This is a genomic window from Kaistella polysaccharea (assembly GCF_020410745.1).
Taxonomy (GTDB): Bacteria; Bacteroidota; Bacteroidia; order Flavobacteriales; family Weeksellaceae; genus Kaistella; species Kaistella polysaccharea.
The window spans coordinates 1,783,877-1,801,197 of sequence record NZ_CP084528.1; the positions used below are offsets into that span (position 1 = coordinate 1,783,877).

Genomic DNA, 17,321 nt, shown 5'->3' on the forward strand with positions numbered 1-17,321 from the left:
TTTTGCCTAAAATCTATTGCAATGATGATGTTATCAGCATTTTTCCCTTTCTACCAATTCCTCTGGACGGTTTATTTCGTAACCATGTTCCTTATCGGATTTTGGTGTATTTTCATGTTTTTCGGATATGTGATCCCAATCTGGCTTACCGCCGGTTTAGCGGAATATTTTGGGAAAACAAAAGCCTTCGATCCAGAAGAGATCAGAAGAAAAACGTTACCCGAGCAAGGAGCTGAAGTAATTTTCAGTAATCCAAAAGGGCGCGGTCCATTTCTTCATACGGGCGACAGTCACGGTCATCACTAGTTGATGTCATTGCTTTCCCACCTTAATTTCGGGAAAAGCAATCGCAAAGCAAAACTATATATTGAATCAGTTTCTATTTATTTAGAAGCTGATTTTTTTTGTGCGTTGTTTAAATAGGAGGAGCAACTCATTCCACATTTCTTTCACATTCAAACCCGCTCTTCGTTACAATTCCTCCCCGCCAGGGCGGGTCCGGGATTTTCACTGCGATCGGGGCTAAAACCTCTTATATTTTATCTTTCCACAGGAGAAATCCTACTTTTCACTTGCCTCATTTTTCTTTATCTTTGCACACACAAAATTTCAGAAATGTCAAAGTCTCTCATACCAAAACTCGAAGCCATCAAACAACGCTATAATGAAGTCGCAGATCTCATTATTCAGCCAGATATCATTTCTGATCAGAAGAAATATTCTACCTTGAATAAAGAATACAGCGATTTGGGAAAAATAGTTGCCGTTTTCGATCAGTATATGCAAGCTCTAAATACCATCCAAGAATCCGACGAAATTATCGCCGACGGTTCTGATAAGGAGTTTGTAGAAATGGCAAAACTGGAGAAATATGAAATGCTCGACAAAATCCCCGGCTTAGAAGAAGAATTAAAAGTTCTTCTAATCCCGAAAGATCCAACCGATGATAAAAACGTGATTGTCGAACTTCGTGCAGGAACTGGCGGAGATGAAGCCGCAATTTTTGTGGAAGACGTTTATCGCGCCTACGCCATGTATTTCAAATCAAAAGGTTGGAAACACGAAATTACAGACTCCAGCGAAGCTTCAAAAGGTTATAAAGAATTGATTATAAAAGTAGAAGGAAATGATGGCATTTATGGCATTATGAAATTTGAATCTGGTGTTCATCGCGTTCAACGTGTTCCAGAAACAGAATCTCAAGGCCGAGTTCATACTTCAGCAATTACCGTCGCAGTTTTACCAGAAGCTGAAGAAGTGGATTTTGAATTAAATCCTGCAGACATCGAAATGCAAACATCACGTTCTGGAGGTGCTGGTGGGCAAAATGTAAATAAAGTAGAAACAAAAGTACAGTTAACACATAAACCGTCCGGAATGGTGGTTGTTTGTCAGCAGGCACGTTCCCAGTTGGCAAACCGTGAATTAGCCATGGAAATGCTTCGAACCAAATTATACGACATCGAATTGCAAAAAGCCGTGGGTGACGTTGCTGCTCAAAGAAAATCAATGGTTTCCACAGGTGACCGTTCGGCAAAAATCAAGACTTATAACTATTCGCAGGGAAGAGTTACTGATCACCGCATCAATAAATCGATGTACAACCTTGATGCGTATATGAATGGAGATATTCAGGAAATGATCGATGCCGTTATTATGGCAGAAAATGCGGAGAAAATGAAAGGAGAAGAAGAAAATTATTAGTACTATAATAATATTTTAATATATTAGCAAAAATTTTAAAACAAACGTCTTATGAAAAAGTCAATTTTTATTCTTGGAGCTGTTGGATTTCTAGCTTTAACATCTTGTAAAAAAACAGAAACTGTAAATACAGATTCAGACATGGATACAACTGCATCAGTTATTATCGTAGATAATGATTCAATGCCAATCACTGATTCTGTTGATAATGCAACTGGCAACGCCATTGATGCTACAGGTAATGCTATCGAAGAGGGCGCAAATGCTGTTAAAGATGCTGCCAAAGACGCTACAGATGGCGATGGTGATATCACAAAATAAGTAAACGTATCGTTTATTGAGACCCTGCAATAATAATTGCAGGGTTTTTATTTTTACATCTTCAATTTTTATATATTTGACAAGCGCACAAAATTTACAATTATGAAAAAATTAATTATTGGATGTTTTATCCTTTCACTCGTTCTTACGGCGTGTGAAAAAAAAGTCACTACAACGATCGATGATGATGGTGACCGAACTACCGTAGAAACCGTGGGTCTAGATAGAGAAAGAATAGACTCTACCGCAGAAAAGGTTGGCAACAAAATAGAGGTAGCCGCAAAGCAAACAGGCGATGCATTAGAAACGACAGGCGAGAACATCAAAGAAGAAATTAATAAAGCCGATGACAAAGTAAAAGTGCAACGGAAAACGAGCAGAACAGAATCTGAAACCAAATAAAATAGGGCCTTACAATTTAATTGTAAGGTTTTTTTATAGTATGTTATTTTCAGTTTTCCTCGATGGTGGAATTTTGTAACTTTACTTGCTATAAAGCCAAGTAAAATGCGTCAAAAAATCCAAAATACAAATCCTGACTTTTCCTTAAAATCGGAAGCGACACTTCCCTACTTTTTTGAAAAAGACGGTTTGGAAATGAAATCTTCTTATACCGAAAACGATTCAAAAGTCCTCACAGAAAAACAGTATTCTGCCGGCGTTGCGCCCTATTTACGAGGACCGTATTCAACAATGTATGTTCAAAAACCCTGGACGATTCGTCAGTATGCCGGATTTTCTACCGCTGAAGAATCAAACGCATTTTACAGAAGAAATTTAGCAGCGGGACAAAAAGGGCTGTCGGTTGCCTTCGATTTGGCAACACACCGCGGTTATGATTCTGATCATCCGAGAGTTGAAGGTGATGTTGGAAAAGCCGGAGTAGCAATTGATTCTGTGGAAGACATGAAGATTTTATTTAATGAAATTCCATTAGATGAAATCTCGGTTTCTATGACGATGAACGGCGCCGTTTTACCCGTTTTGGCTTTTTATATTGTGGCTGCAGAAGAACAGGGAGTTTCTCAGGAAAAGCTTTCAGGCACGATTCAGAACGATATTTTAAAAGAATTCATGGTTCGGAATACTTACATTTATCCACCAACTCCATCCATGAAAATTATTGCTGATATTTTCGAATATACAGCCCAAAATATTCCGAAATTTAATTCGATTTCAATTTCCGGATATCACATGCAGGAAGCTGGAGCGACGCCCGTCTTGGAAATGGCATATACTTTAGCAGATGGTTTAGAATATGTACGAACCGGAATGAAAGCCGGAATGAAAATTGATGATTTTGCACCAAGATTATCTTTTTTCTGGGCAGTTGGAATGAACCATTTTATGGAAATTGCTAAAATGCGGGCAGCGCGATATATTTGGGCAAATCTCCTGACTCCATTTAATCCTCAAAATCCGAAATCACTTGCTTTAAGAACGCATTCTCAAACTTCAGGCTGGAGCTTAACCGAGCAGGAACCTTTTAACAATATTACAAGGACGACCATCGAAGCATTATCTGCAGCTTTGGGTGGAACGCAATCTTTACATACCAATGCTTTGGATGAAGCCATTGCTTTACCGACCGATTACTCCGCGAAAATTGCCAGAAATACCCAGATTATTTTACAGCAGGAAAGTGGCATCTGTGATGTGGTCGATCCAATGGGCGGAAGTCATCTGGTAGAAAGTCTGACGCAGCAAATGATTGATGAAGCCATGAAATTCATCGATGAAGTAGAAAAAGAAGGCGGAATGACAAAAGCCATTGAAGCCGGAATTCCGAAAATGAGAATCGAAGAAGCTGCGGCAAAAAAGCAAGCAAAAATCGATAGTGGCGAAGAATTCATTATTGGAGTTAATTCTTTCAAATCGACTCAAAAACAAATGGAGTTGGATATTTTAGATATCGATAATTCTGAAGTTCGACGTAAACAAATCGAAAGATTACATCAAATTAAAAGCGAAAGAAATCCGGAAGCGGTTACAGAAATTTTAGAAAAACTAAAAGAATTCGCAAAATCCGGAGAAGGAAATCTTTTAGAAATCTGCATTGAAGCTGCTCGCAGAAGAGTGACACTTGGAGAAATGAGCGACGCAATGGAAGAAAGTTTCGGAAGGTACAAAGCCAATATCAGAACCATACAAGGAGTTTACGCCATGAATGCAAGCAAAAATGAATATTTCCCGAAAGCACTTGCTTTAACTGAAAAATTTGAAGAGCTCGAGGGAAGAAGACCAAGAATCATGGTCGTTAAAATGGGACAAGATGGTCACGATCGTGGTGCAAAAGTAGTCGCAACAGCCTTTGCAGATATGGGATTTGATGTTGACGTTGCTCCGTTATTTCAAACCCCAGAAGAAGTGGCGAAACAAGCCGTAGAAAATGACATTCACATTTTGGGCGTTTCTTCTTTAGCGGCCGGACATAAATTTTTGGTACCGCAAGTAGTTGCCGAATTGAAGAAACTCGGTGCAGATGACATTACGATTGTAGTTGGTGGCGTGATTCCAAAACAGGATTATGAGTTTCTTTATGAAAATGGAGCTCATTATATTTTTGGTCCAGGAACCAATTTACCGAAATCTGCATGTGAGATTTTGGAAGGATTTCTGAAATAACTTCAATTCCTCAACTGTTGATAAGAAGTACAATCTTTTTAATTTTAATATTTCTACTTTTTTCCTGCAAGAAAAAGGATGAGACTCTAGATTTAAAATATGAAGTTTTAAATCAACTGATTGATGAAGATATTGTAAATGACAAAGTCTTCAGAGATGCTAATAGTTATTTATATAAAATTTTAAAACCTTCTGACATAGCCTTCAAAGTAAAAGTTACCAATTACGACGAACCTCCACCTCCTGCAAGTTCTAGTGGAACTATCTATTTACCTGAAGATGGCATCTTTAGCAAGGAAGATTTAAAACATATCAAAATTCAATTAAAAACGAATTCGAATTTTGTTTTAGATACAGCTAGAATAATCTCCAAAGTTGATTTTATTAATGAAGAGAAATTATATAAAATCCGAGAGAACTATAAGTCAGCTGACGATTATTGGATGCAATTCAGAAGAGAATTTGGTAACAAATGTATAAGATCATATTCAATCCCTTATTTCAATAAAGAGAAGGATATCTGCATTGTGATTACTTCAATGTCGTGCGGACCACTGGAAGGAGGAGGGAGTACAGCTATTTTTAAAAAAATTAATGGGAAATGGAAAGTCATTCAAACACTAGATCAGTGGGTGAGTTAATGAATTAATTAAGTTCTCAACTTCAACTGTCGGATCTAAATATTTCTTTTGCAATTCAGAATCCTCACCCATTCTCTTATAATATTCCAAAGCTTTTTCACCGAAGAATTTTTTATGGAAATCTGAAACCTCGGGAACGAGCGGAAATTCTTGATGGAAAAGCATTTCGTAATAGGCCTGAAACTCTCTTTCGTTTTTATCTTCTACTAAGGTTTCCGGGGCTTTTTGCCGAACATGTAACATTTCGTGCGCAACCATGTTTGCAACCAAATTCAGATCGAAATCAAAAAGGTTTCGGGGAATCATGACCATTTGTTTTTCACCCAGTGCTCCATCAGTGGTTAATAGCATTTTGTTCGGCTCTAATTCCGGACGAAAACCGAAACCTGCGAAGTTTTCACTCTCTAATCCAAAAGTTTCAATGAGAAAATGCGCGGCATCGAAAATTTGGTCGTGTTCTTTGTAGGCGTTTAGATGGTCTTTGATATGTTTTAGATTCATATTTTAAAGATATGAGTTTTTGGTACAATCAATATTTATAGTAAATTTATTTTCACGCAAAGACGCAAAGGAATTACAAATACACTGTGAAAAAATTACGGTCGCAAAGGCGTTTCACTTAGCAAAGGCACGAGTTTATAACACACTTTTATCGTGTAAAGAAATACAGGTTTGGATTAGGCTGAATTTTGTTTCAAACAAAAAAAAACGGGCTTCAGCCCGTTTCTTTTATTGATTTGGTTTTATAACCAAATGTTGTTTTTCATTCCCAGTTGCGACCCGACTTGAGTGGAGCTCTTTTTAATTGGTGGCTGAGCTTGTCGAAGTCAGCAATTAAAAAAGCGGGAATCCTTCGACAAGCTCAGGATAAACTCCGGCGGAAAAGTCGCCAAAAAAAATAAAAAATTAACTTTCGACGTAGTCAAATTTGTCGCCCTAAAATATATCTTCAAACTCCATATCTACTTCCAATTTTTCTGCCAGAAGTTTGGAGATTTTAACTCGAAGTGGTTCAATATCGATATTTTCCATGGCATCATTTGCGAAGGCGAACAATAACATTGCCTGCGCTTCTTTCTTGGAAATTCCACGGGCGCGAAGGTAAAACAAAGCGTCTTCATTCAACTGACCAACCGTACAACCGTGCGAACATTTCACATCATCTGCGAAAATCTCCAATTGCGGCTTGCTGTCAATCGAGGCTCCTTCGTCGAGCAAAATATTGTTATTTTGCTGATAAGCATTGGTTTTCTGAGCGATTTTATCTACATAAACTTTACCGTTGAAAACCCCGTGAGATTTGCCTTTGTAAATTCCTTTGTAGTTTTGGTAACTCTCGCAATTTGGCGTTTTGTGGTGAACTGCGGTATGATGATCGACCAGTTGTTCGTCGTCGATAATCGTGATTCCGTTCATGAACGAGTTGATATTCTCGCCGTTATGAATAAAATCTAAGTTGTTACGCACCAATTTTCCACCGAACGAAAACGTGTTGACCGTCGTTAAACTGTCACGCTCCTGTTTTGCAAAAGTGTGATCCATCATATAAGACGTGTTGCTGTCATTTTGCACTTTATGCCAATCTGCTTTTGCATTTTGGTAAGTGAAAATTTCAGTAACTGAATTGGTGAACACGTAAGTTTCATCGAAGTTATGATGACTTTCAATCACTTCAATCTTAGCACCTTCTTCTGCAATCAGTAGATTACGGGTATTATAGAATGTGTTTTCGTCTTGATTTTGAGAGATGTAGAACACGTGAATTGGTTTTTCAATCACGACATTTTTTGGAACTTTCAAGAAAAATCCCATCTTGCAATAAGCCGTATTCAAATTGGTGAACGCTAAATTTTGATCAGCGAGCGTATTGAAATAATGTTCGAAAACATCTTTATGTTTTGGATCATTTAGAGCATAATTAAAAGAAAGAAGTTCTACATTTTCAATTGAAATTTTTGATAATTCTTTGTGTAACTGTCCATTAATAAAGACAATCCAGTCAAAATTTTCTTCGCCCAAATGCAGTTCTGCAATCTGTTCTTTCGAAATCGTATGCGCTTCTTTCGGGAAGAAATTATAATTCCTCTCGGTGATTTCTCTTAAGTTCGTGTATTTATATTCCTCGTCTTTTTTAGTTGGAAAGCCGAAATGAAAAAACTTTTTCAAGGCAGCATTTCGAGTCTCATCCAGAAAACGGTGTTGAAGCGTGTCTAAAAAAGCAGCGTGGTTGTTTTGTATATTTTCTAATAGAGCCATTATTATATTTGATATTTGAAGTTTGACATTTGAAATTTTTATGCTCAAACATCATTCATTTTCTTTATTCCTATTAAATTTATTCCCTTTATGTTCCGAATTTTTCAGATAATTAATAAATCCTGATAGCATCTTTGACATATTGACTGCTTCATCCTTAAGCATTAAAAAAGTACTTTCGTCTAAATAATTTCGATCAAATGCTCTAATTAATTGAGAACGAACTTCTCCTGCAGAACCTTTCGACATAGTAAGAAAATTCGCAAATTCTTTGTTTCCTTCCCTTTCAAAACCTTCAGCAATATTATCCATCACAGAAGCAGAAGAGCGATCGATTTGATTTTGATCATGTTTTTGAAATTTGTTATTTTTAAGACAATGCTTGTCTATATTTTGACAAAGTATTCTTGATTTTTGCCAAATTTCTAAATCTTCGAAGTTTTTTATCGTTGGCATAATATCAAATTTCAAACATCAAATTTCAAATTAATTAAGTAGCCAATCGTATCCTTTGTCTTCCAATTCTAAAGCAAGCGATTTATCACCGGTTTTGATGATTTTTCCGTCGGCTAAAACATGTACAAAATCTGGCTCGATATAATCTAAAAGTCTCTGGTAGTGAGTGATTAACAAAACAGCGTTTCCTTCTTTTCTGAAAGAATTTACTCCATCTGCAACAATTCTCAAAGCGTCAATATCTAATCCTGAATCGGTTTCATCAAGAATCGCCAACTTGGGATTCAACATCATCATCTGGAAGATTTCATTTCGTTTTTTCTCACCTCCAGAAAATCCTTCGTTTAATGAACGGTTCAGAAACTCTCTTTTAATGTTTAATTTTTCCGAATTTTCTTTAACCAAAGCCAACATTTCTTTTGCCGACATATTTTCTAGACCTTTTGCTTTTCGGTTTTCGTTGATGGCTGCTTTGATAAAGTTAGTTACGGTAACTCCGGGAATCTCTACCGGATACTGGAACGAAAGGAAAATTCCTTCATGTGCTCTTTCTTCGGGAGCATCTTCAACGATGTCTTTTCCTTCGAAAAGGATTTCACCATCAGTTACTTCGTATTCTTCTTTTCCTGCGATCACAGAAGCAAGAGTTGATTTTCCGGCTCCGTTTGGTCCCATGATGGCGTGAACTTCACCTGGATTTATTTGTAGGTTGATCCCTTTTAAGATCTCTGCTCCGTCTTGGATTCTAGCGTGTAAGTTGTTAATTTTTAACATAATATGAAATGAGGTAATTAGATAAATTAAAAGTTAATTACTTCCTGTTTTTTTTACTGTTATGATATATAAATTCTTTAAAAAAAGAAGTTTTGAAATGAATGTTTAAATGGAACAATCCATTTTATCCAACACTTCCTTCTAGAGATATTTCTAATAATTTCTGTGCTTCGATGGCAAATTCCATTGGTAATTTATTCAATACTTCTTTTCCGAAACCGTTGACAATCAATGCAATTGCTTTTTCTGTACTGATTCCTCTTTGGTTACAATAAAAGATTTGATCTTCACCAATTTTAGAAGTAGTTGCTTCGTGCTCTAATTGTGCCGTCGGATTTTTAACTTCGATATACGGGAAAGTATGTGCACCACATTCATTACCCATTAATAAAGAATCACATTGTGAAAAGTTACGCGCTCCTTTTGCAGAAGGCATCATTTTCACTAATCCTCTATAAGAGTTGTTTGATTTTCCAGCGGAGATTCCTTTAGAAATAATCGTTGATTTTGTATTCTTTCCGATGTGAATCATCTTAGTTCCGGTATCAGCATATTGATGATGATTAGTTACCGCGATAGAGTAAAATTCTCCAACTGAATTATCACCTTTCAAAATACAGCTTGGATATTTCCAAGTTACGGCTGAACCAGTTTCAACTTGTGTCCATGAGATTTTTGCGTTTTTCTCACAAATTCCTCTTTTTGTTACGAAATTGAAAACTCCACCCTTACCTTCTGAATCTCCAGGATACCAGTTTTGTACAGTTGAGTATTTAATTTCAGCATTATCCATAGCAAACAATTCTACCACAGCAGCATGCAATTGATTTTCATCTCTTGCCGGCGCAGTACAGCCTTCTAAGTACGATACATAACTTCCTTCATCAGCAATGAGTAAAGTTCTTTCAAACTGTCCACTTCCTGATTTGTTTATTCTAAAGTATGTTGAAAGTTCCATCGGACATTTAATGCCTTTTGGAATGTAGCAGAAACTTCCGTCTGAAAACACGGCTGAGTTTAAAGCGGCATAGTAGTTATCTCCTCTGGGAACAACTTTACCAATATATTTACGAACCAGTTCCGGATAATCTCTGATTGCTTCAGAAATGGCACAGAAAATAATTCCTTTATCTTTTAACGTTTTTTGGAACGTAGTTTTTACAGAAACTGAATCGATTACGATATCCATTGCGACTCCTGAAAGTCTTTTCTGCTCCTCGATATTAATTCCCAATTTAGCAAAGGTCTTCAATAATTCTGGATCCACCTCATCTAGACTTGCCAATTCTGGTTTTACGGTTGGTGCCGAATAATAACGAATTGATTGAAAGTCAGGCTTTTCGTAAGTAACATTGGCCCAATCAGGCTCTTCCATTTTCAGCCAGATTCTGTACGATTCCAAACGCCATTCGGTCATCCATTCCGGTTCTTCTTTTTTAGCCGAAATCATTCTTATGATTTCTTCTGATAAACCATTAGGAAAGTCGTCGTATTCAATATCCGTGGTAAAGCCGTATTCGTATTTTTGATTTTCAAGATCGACCCTAAGATCGTCTTCTGTATATTTTGTAGCCATTTTAAAAAATTAAAAATTTTACAGTGAGAAACTCTCACCGCAACCGCAAGTTCTATTTGCATTGGGATTATTAAATATAAATCCCTTTCCATTCAAACCTCCAGAGTATTCTAAGACAGTGCCTGCGAGATAGAGAATTGATTTTTTATCGATAATAATTTTAATCCCATTATCCTCGAAAACCTGGTCTGAATCGGCCTTTTCGTTATCAAATTTTAGAACATATTCTAATCCTGAACAACCGCCACTTTTTACGCCGACTCTTATATAATCCTCAAAAGGTTTAAAACCTTCTTCAGTCATTAACTGAATGGCTTTTTCTTTTGCGTGATCGCTTACTTTTATCATTGTTTTTATTTAGAATCATTTTAGATTGCAAAATTACTAATAATAAAATGAAAATCAAATTTGGTCATGTATATTTGTCTATTCATCTTATAGACTTGTGTATTTAACTATTGCAAGCCAAAAGCATCAAAAATCAAATTTCGAAAATGAAAAAATTAGGACTTCTTTTTTTGGGTTTAGCAACTCAAATAATCTTCGCCCAGGCCAACCGTTTTGTTTACCAGGTAACCATGAAGACAGACTCTACGGATAAGACCATACAAAAATCGGAACTTGCAAACCTAGATGTTTCGGCCGGGAATTCTATTTTCTATGCAGAGAATCGCTTAAAAACAGACTCTATTTTCGCTAGAATGCGCCAAACTGGAATTTATAATTTCAGTCAAGACCAAAGGCAGGCCTTGAGAAGCAATATTGATTTTATCGTAGAAAAAGATTATAAAACCGGGAAGAAAATATTCAAATCACAGATTGCAAGAGACCAATATGCTTATGAAGAAGATCGTCCCATGGACTGGAAAATCCTCCCTGAAACCTCTAAAATAGGAGACTATAAAACTCAGAAGGCAGAAACTGATTTTGCAGGAAGAATTTGGTATGCGTGGTTCACTACAGAAATTCCTTTTCAGGATGGTCCTTATAAATTTTCTGGACTTCCAGGATTAATCGTTAAAGTTGAGGATTCCCAAGGAGATTACAGTTTCGATTTGAAAGAAGCTAAAAAGATTAATGAAGTTGCGAGTTTTACACAACGAGGTTCTACAATCACCGTGAAACGAGCAGCCTTTGAAAAGCAACAGAATCAGTTTAGAAAAGATCCTACCGCAGCGCTGACGAGTAGGGGTGGTCCGTGGAGAATGCAAATGGATCCCAATCAGCGAAAGCGAATGGAAGATCGACTAAAAGAAGAATTCAATAAAAACAACAATCCTATTGAATTAAAATAAACCAATAAAAATCCCGCTTCTCATTTGAAGCGGGATTTTTGTATTTATTTAGGAATTCTGGTCAACTTTTAGCCACTTGGAAGTCGAGAGATATTGTTCATCGGGATAATAAATAAAAAGGCAATTCTTATCTTTAATAGTATTGATGATTGGTTTTGCCAATTCTCGTGGTACCGCCGGACATCCCCAACTTCTGCCCAGGCGCTTCTGACTTTTTATAAAGTTTTCACTTACATAATCTGCACCATGCATAACGATCGCACGCTGAAACGCGGCATCGTTATATCCGTTATCCATGCCGATAAGTTTAAGAGAATACCCATTTGAACCATTATAGGAACCTTCTGTGATATAAAACCCAAGGCTGCTTTGGTAAGAACTTTCAGTATTAGAGAAATTTTGCGCGAATTCTTCACCCGTATTTTTTCCATGTGCGACTAAGGAGTTATAGAGGACCTTCTTTTCAGCTACGTCGATTACCCAAAGACGCTTTTCTGAGGAAGAAAGAGAAAAATCACAAATGGTTAGTAAATTTGAATCTTGATTGAGTTTACCTTCTTTTTTTAAATTTTCAAATCCAAGATATGCTTTAGAAAAGACTTCCGATTTTAGAGTGCTCATGTCGGTGAATGATATCGAATTATAAATTTCCTCAGCTACTGCTGCAGAATTTTTAAAACTTGCTTTCGGTATTAAATTTTGAGGGTTCGTTTTTAGAATTTCGGGTGTTTGTTTTTCCTTATTACTCTCGATCTTGTAGAACGAAGTACTCAAAAAGAGAACAGTTAGTAAGGATAAAAGAACTTTCTGCATATGATATAAATTTAATTAATTGAAGCGGCAAAAATACAATTAATTAACTATCAGGATCTTGAATCATTTTTTTTTAACTTTAATTAAGAAGATTTAACATGATTCTTTACGATTAATATTATTTATGTAATTTTGCAAAATCATGTTGAAGACTTTGAAAATACTTTTTATTGTTTTGGGATTGGGTATTTTTACCTTGCCCACACAAATGGTGTTTGCCCAAAGTCCTGTCGAACATTGCGAGCAGAAAGCAGATAGCAAAGACTGTTGCTCTTCCAAAAAACCATCTAACTGTCATTCGAAAACGACAAAAGATCCTAAAAAAGAAGATTGCGGAAATGATTGCAACGATTGTAAGTCTTGCACTGTAAATTTTGTAATGAATTTTCTTTCACCGGAATTTAAAAATTCTACGGAGAAGAATTTGTTTGTGCCAAAAAGCAATTTCGATTACAGCACTTCCTACTTTTCATCAGCTATTCAGAACATCTGGCAACCGCCTAAAATTAGTTAACACCTTCATTTACAACCAAAGGATCGTTCTTTTGGTAAATCTTTCTGTTAATTAATTTACTTTAAAAAATGAAAACTTTATTAAAAAGTCTCTTCGTATTTTCTCTTCTATTCTCGTCATTTATATTCGCTCAAACCATTACAAAATCAACTTTTATGGTCAAAGGAGAATGCGATATGTGTAAGGAAAGAATTGAAACTGCTGCTCAAAAATCCGGCGCCACTACAGCGGTTTGGAATGCAGAATCTCAAAAATTAGAATTAGAATTTGATCCCACAAAAACTTCCGCAGATTTAATCTTAAAAAATATTGCTGACGTCGGTCACGATAATGAAAAATATACTGCTTCTGCCGAAGTTTATGAAAAACTTCCCGGATGCTGTCATTATGAAAGAAGTCCTTCTTTCTTGTCCGCAGAAACTAAAACCGAGGAACCTAACGAGGAATATTTTGTGCGCGGAAATTGTGACATGTGTAAAGCCAGAATTGAAACTGCCGCAAAAGATGCAGGCGCAACGGAAGCATTTTGGAATGCAGAAACACAAAAAGTTTCTCTAGAATTTGATCCTGCACAAACTTCCGCTGATGTCATTCTGAAAAAAATTGCAGATGTCGGACACGATAACGAGAAATTCTCCGCGACAGATAATATGTATAAAAAATTGCCAGGTTGTTGCCTTTATGACCGTGACGTGGCGCTCGGCGTTAAAGGAAGTGGCGTACATTCCGATTCGCCAAAACCTAAAAAAGATTTCAGCAATTATGAAGATCATTTTCAAAAATCGCTGGAGGAAGTTCGCGTTGTTAAACTCGCTGATGCTACTGCATTAAGTAAAAAAGAAACGGGATTGACCTTTAATATAGGAACCAAAGAATTGCTCAAAGCTGCTTGCTGTAATTTATCTGAAAGTTTCGAAACCAATGCAACCGTCGATGTTTCTTTCAGCAATGCAGTAACCGGAACGAAGCAGTTGAAAATGCTTGGTTTAGATCAGAAATATACATCGTTGACTAAAGAACTTTTGCCATCCATTCGTGGATTGGCGGCGCCTTATGGTTTAAATTTAATTCCGGGACGATGGATTGGGGGAATTCAGTTAACTAAAGGTGGCAGTACCGTCGTCAACGGTTATGAAAGTATTACCGGTCAAATTAATACCGAACTTTTAAAATTTAATGAAAAACCCGAAACTGCCCTCAATGTTTTTGCAGATGCTAATGGAAGGTTAGAAACAAACATCACTTCGACCACGCAATTAAACGAAAAATGGAATCAGTCTGTATTACTTCATGGCAATGCAACCATAGGCAAAATTGACTCTAATGACGATGGTTTTCTCGATCAGCCAACCGGTAATCAAATTAACGCCGCTTATTTGCTAAATTATAATGATTTAGAAAATTCTGGATGGGGAACCCATTTCGGAATTAGTTTTGTGAAAGATGAACGTTTTGGAGGACAAACCGATTTTAATAAAAAAATAGACCGTTCTCAGCAAAACGCTTACGGCGTTGGGATTGATCTTTCCCGTTTTGAAATCTGGAATAAAACTGGTTATATTTTTAAAGATAAACCCTACCAAAGTATTGGTTGGATGAACCAATTTACAACCCATCAACAAGATAGTTTTTTTGGAAAAAGAAATTACTGGGGCAAACAGAATACTTTTTACTCTAATCTGGTTTTTGAAAGTATTATTGGCAATTCCAACAACAAATTTAAAACCGGTGCGAGTTTTCTATATGACCAGTTTGATGAACATTATTTAACGCAAAATTATCAAAGAACAGAAACGGTTCCTGGATTATTTTTCGAATATACGCTTACGGGCTTGAAATATACTTTGGTTGCGGGTGCGAGAACAGATTTCCACAATTTAGCTGGCACGCAGTTTACCCCAAGACTTAACTTTAAATATGATCTTTCGCCGCAGACAATTCTACGCCTATCAGCCGGAAGAGGTTTCAGAACGGCTAATATTTTTGCGGAAAGTCAGCAGTATTTTGCTTCTAACCGACAAATTGAAATCTTAGGAAATGGTGGAAAAATCTATGATTTAAAACCTGAAATTGCCTGGAATTACGGCGCAAGTGTTCAGCAGGAATTTAAATTATTTAACAGAAAAGCATCCTTAGTTGCCGATTTCTTCAGAACAGATTTTCAGAATCAAGTGCTTACAGATTTAGACATTTCACCGCAGAAAATTGTTTTTTACAACCTAGAAGGAAATTCCTTTGCAAACAGTTTTCAAACGCAGCTTGATTTCACACCAGCCAGAAATTTAGAAATAAGACTCGCGTACAAATACTACGATGTACAGGCAGATTTCGCGGGTGGTAAAAGACAGGTTCCGTTTATGGCAAAAAACCGTGGATTTTTTAACGCTTCCTACTCTACAGATAAAAATGAAAAAGATGCTTTCTGGAATATTGATGCAACCTTACAGTTGGTTGGTCAACAGAAATTACCAAACCTTGATTCTAATCCAGCGGCGTATAGAATTCCGGAGTTTTCTGCGAGCTACGCAACACTAAACGCTCAAATTTCACGAAACTTTAATAAAAAAATTCGTGCATATATTGGTGGGGAGAACTTGACAAGTTATACCCAGAACAATCCAATTATAGATGTGCAAAATCCTTTCGGAAGTTATTTTGATGCAGGAATGATTTACGCGCCAATTATGCCCGCGAATGTATATGTAGGTTTGGATTTTAAATTTTAATTAAATTCCCTACTTTTGATAAAAATAGAAAATATGCGAATAATACCCTTAATCATAGCCAGCGCTGCACTTTTTTATTCATGTGATAAAAACGCTCCCGCAACCCAACAAACTAATTCGGCGACAGCACCGCAAAATGATGCAATGAGCGTCGTTGATACTTTGACTGCAAATACAACGCTTGACGACGCTACTTTAAATTCTGAAGTTGACGGCACCACAGTAGCTTCTGATGCAAAACCCGCATTGAATCCAGAACATGGGCAGCCATATCACCGTTGCGATATCCAGGTAGGAGCACCGATTGACAGCGCGCCACAAAGTGCCGCACCTCAAGTGCTTTCTCCTCAAACAACAGTTGCTCCAGGTTTTAATACATCACCAATTACACCGGGAGTTTCTACGTCAGCAGCGCCTTCACAGGTTAGCGGAGCAAAACCTGCATTTAATCCTGCGCACGGCGAACCACATCACCGTTGTGATTTGCAGGTCGGTGCACCTTTGACTTAATATTTAGAAATATGACATAAAAAATGCAGCGGTATAATTGCTGCATTTTTTTTTATTTTCGAGCTATAATATCAATCTTCATGTATTCATTAATTAACTCGGAATTATAGCTTATATCTTGGTTTCCTTTAAAGTTTTTCAAAAAATACCAACATAAAGTGATAATTTCCCAGACCTTTATATCTGTTTTGTAAAAATCTATTGCTCAATATCTCTGGCTTCAAATCCCGTTAATTCTTCATTATCAAAACTTACCTGCAATTCTATGGGGTTGCAACAAACTTCGCAGTCTTCGATATAGGTCTGATTAGAAATGGAAGGGTCTAAAAGGGCAGATATTTCCTCCCAACAGTAGGGACAAGTAAAAAAGTGTTCTAACATGGTCTACTAGTTTATTATTATAAATTTCTAATTTACAGATAAGCTTTGTAAAATGATTTGATAAGGACTACACAACTTTGTAAGTTAGGAAACTTTCACAAAATATAAATAAAAATTGCTCAAATGATCATTCATCTTTGAGCAATTAATATTTTCGTAATGTGATCCTTATTTTGTGGCTACTGCCTGATCTGGTACAAATTCCAAACTTACTGAATTCATACAGAATCGCGTTCCAGTCGGTGGTGGACCATCATTGAAAACATGTCCCAAATGTGAGTCACAACGTTTACAAAGAACTTCTGTTCTTTCCATGCCGTAGGTTGAATCTCTTTTATAAGAAACTCCTTCTTTATCAGCTTCAAAAAAACTTGGCCAACCACAGGTTGAAGAGAATTTTGAATCTGAACGGAACAAATGATTTCCGCATACTACGCAATAATATTCTCCCAACTGATCAAACTGGTTATATTTCCCGGTTCCAGGTCTTTCAGTGTCAGCTTCCCGCGAAACGGCGTAAACTTCTGGGGACAGAATTTTTTTCCATTCGGAATTTGGGACATTTAGTTTCGTACGGTCGGTTCTGGAATAATAAGGATTTTCTTTTGGGGTTGTAGTGTTTTCCATAGAGGTTGATGTTTTAGTCGATTGAGGTATTTCGGGTTGTTTAACTTGAGAACACATCTGCAAAGAGATGCAGAATAGAATAAAAAGAATATATTTCATAAG

General features: G+C 36.7%; 19 protein-coding genes. 10 read left to right on the plus strand and 9 right to left on the minus strand.

What is annotated here, in order from left to right; genetic code table 11:
- Positions 1-24: 24 nt before the first annotated feature.
- From LC814_RS08340 to LC814_RS08365, 6 genes are all read left to right on the plus strand, one after another.
- The gene (locus tag LC814_RS08340; RefSeq protein WP_226065790.1) at positions 25-306 is read left to right on the plus strand and encodes a hypothetical protein; all 282 of its coding nucleotides are present in this window, start codon (positions 25-27) and stop codon (positions 304-306) included.
- Between the two features lie 309 nt (positions 307-615).
- Positions 616-1,704 (plus strand): peptide chain release factor 1, encoded by a 1,089-nt coding sequence (prfA, locus tag LC814_RS08345; RefSeq protein WP_226063483.1) that lies wholly within the window; start codon positions 616-618, stop codon positions 1,702-1,704.
- Between the two features lie 51 nt (positions 1,705-1,755).
- Positions 1,756-2,025, plus strand: a complete 270-nt coding sequence (locus tag LC814_RS08350) for a hypothetical protein (protein WP_226063484.1) — start codon at positions 1,756-1,758, stop codon at positions 2,023-2,025.
- 102 nt (positions 2,026-2,127) lie between these two features.
- Positions 2,128-2,427 carry a hypothetical protein gene (locus LC814_RS08355; RefSeq protein WP_226063485.1) on the plus strand — a complete coding sequence of 100 codons (300 nt, stop codon included), beginning with the start codon at positions 2,128-2,130 and terminating at the stop codon, positions 2,425-2,427.
- Between the two features lie 105 nt (positions 2,428-2,532).
- Complete coding sequence (gene scpA / locus LC814_RS08360; protein ID WP_226063486.1) at positions 2,533-4,650, plus strand: methylmalonyl-CoA mutase; 2,118 nt, start codon at positions 2,533-2,535, stop codon at positions 4,648-4,650.
- 17 nt (positions 4,651-4,667) lie between these two features.
- Positions 4,668-5,291 (plus strand): hypothetical protein, encoded by a 624-nt coding sequence (locus LC814_RS08365; protein WP_226063487.1) that lies wholly within the window; start codon positions 4,668-4,670, stop codon positions 5,289-5,291.
- On the opposite strand, the gene LC814_RS08370 is transcribed toward LC814_RS08365, so the two are convergent.
- The 6 genes from LC814_RS08370 to LC814_RS08395 form a co-directional block, all read right to left on the minus strand.
- A complete protein-coding gene (locus LC814_RS08370) occupies positions 5,271-5,792 on the minus strand; it encodes a hypothetical protein (protein WP_226063488.1) in 522 nt (173 codons plus the stop codon). The two genes, LC814_RS08365 and LC814_RS08370, sit on opposite strands and share 21 nt — an antisense overlap.
- Positions 5,793-6,227: 435 nt before the next feature.
- On the minus strand, positions 6,228-7,547 hold the full coding sequence (gene sufD, locus LC814_RS08375; RefSeq protein ID WP_226063489.1) for a Fe-S cluster assembly protein SufD: 1,320 nt from the start codon (positions 7,545-7,547) through the stop codon (positions 6,228-6,230).
- A 51-nt stretch (positions 7,548-7,598) separates the two neighbouring features.
- Positions 7,599-8,003, minus strand: a complete 405-nt coding sequence (locus LC814_RS08380) for a four helix bundle protein (protein WP_226065792.1) — start codon at positions 8,001-8,003, stop codon at positions 7,599-7,601.
- A 30-nt stretch (positions 8,004-8,033) separates the two neighbouring features.
- Positions 8,034-8,777 carry a Fe-S cluster assembly ATPase SufC gene (gene sufC / locus LC814_RS08385; RefSeq protein ID WP_226063490.1) on the minus strand — a complete coding sequence of 248 codons (744 nt, stop codon included), beginning with the start codon at positions 8,775-8,777 and terminating at the stop codon, positions 8,034-8,036.
- 124 nt (positions 8,778-8,901) lie between these two features.
- On the minus strand, positions 8,902-10,353 hold the full coding sequence (gene sufB, locus LC814_RS08390) for a Fe-S cluster assembly protein SufB (RefSeq protein WP_226063491.1): 1,452 nt from the start codon (positions 10,351-10,353) through the stop codon (positions 8,902-8,904).
- A gap of 18 nt (positions 10,354-10,371) precedes the next feature.
- Positions 10,372-10,701 (minus strand): HesB/IscA family protein, encoded by a 330-nt coding sequence (locus LC814_RS08395; RefSeq protein WP_226063492.1) that lies wholly within the window; start codon positions 10,699-10,701, stop codon positions 10,372-10,374.
- A 146-nt stretch (positions 10,702-10,847) separates the two neighbouring features.
- Here LC814_RS08395 and LC814_RS08400 point away from each other — a divergent pair, with 146 nt between their 5' ends.
- On the plus strand, positions 10,848-11,648 hold the full coding sequence (locus LC814_RS08400; RefSeq protein ID WP_226063493.1) for a GLPGLI family protein: 801 nt from the start codon (positions 10,848-10,850) through the stop codon (positions 11,646-11,648).
- Between the two features lie 48 nt (positions 11,649-11,696).
- Here the strand turns inward: LC814_RS08400 and LC814_RS08405 are convergent, their stop codons facing one another.
- Complete coding sequence (locus LC814_RS08405) at positions 11,697-12,461, minus strand: murein L,D-transpeptidase catalytic domain family protein (protein WP_226063494.1); 765 nt, start codon at positions 12,459-12,461, stop codon at positions 11,697-11,699.
- Between the two features lie 142 nt (positions 12,462-12,603).
- On the opposite strand from LC814_RS08405, the gene LC814_RS08410 reads away from it, so the two are divergent.
- The 3 genes from LC814_RS08410 to LC814_RS08420 all read left to right on the plus strand — a co-directional run bounded on the left by LC814_RS08410 (position 12,604) and on the right by LC814_RS08420 (position 16,211).
- Positions 12,604-12,975: a hypothetical protein gene (locus tag LC814_RS08410; protein WP_226063495.1), complete on the plus strand. Its 372-nt coding sequence runs from the start codon at positions 12,604-12,606 to the stop codon at positions 12,973-12,975.
- 68 nt (positions 12,976-13,043) lie between these two features.
- Positions 13,044-15,701, plus strand: coding sequence for a TonB-dependent receptor domain-containing protein (locus tag LC814_RS08415; RefSeq protein WP_226063496.1), 2,658 nt, complete (start codon positions 13,044-13,046; stop codon positions 15,699-15,701).
- Between the two features lie 33 nt (positions 15,702-15,734).
- Positions 15,735-16,211, plus strand: a complete 477-nt coding sequence (locus tag LC814_RS08420) for a hypothetical protein (RefSeq protein ID WP_226063497.1) — start codon at positions 15,735-15,737, stop codon at positions 16,209-16,211.
- 198 nt (positions 16,212-16,409) lie between these two features.
- Here the strand turns inward: LC814_RS08420 and LC814_RS08425 are convergent, their stop codons facing one another.
- Positions 16,410-16,592 carry a CPXCG motif-containing cysteine-rich protein gene (locus LC814_RS08425; protein ID WP_226063498.1) on the minus strand — a complete coding sequence of 61 codons (183 nt, stop codon included), beginning with the start codon at positions 16,590-16,592 and terminating at the stop codon, positions 16,410-16,412.
- Positions 16,593-16,760: 168 nt separating this feature from the next.
- Positions 16,761-17,219, minus strand: coding sequence for a peptide-methionine (R)-S-oxide reductase MsrB (gene msrB, locus LC814_RS08430; RefSeq protein WP_375373391.1), 459 nt, complete (start codon positions 17,217-17,219; stop codon positions 16,761-16,763).
- Positions 17,220-17,321 lie beyond the last annotated feature (102 nt).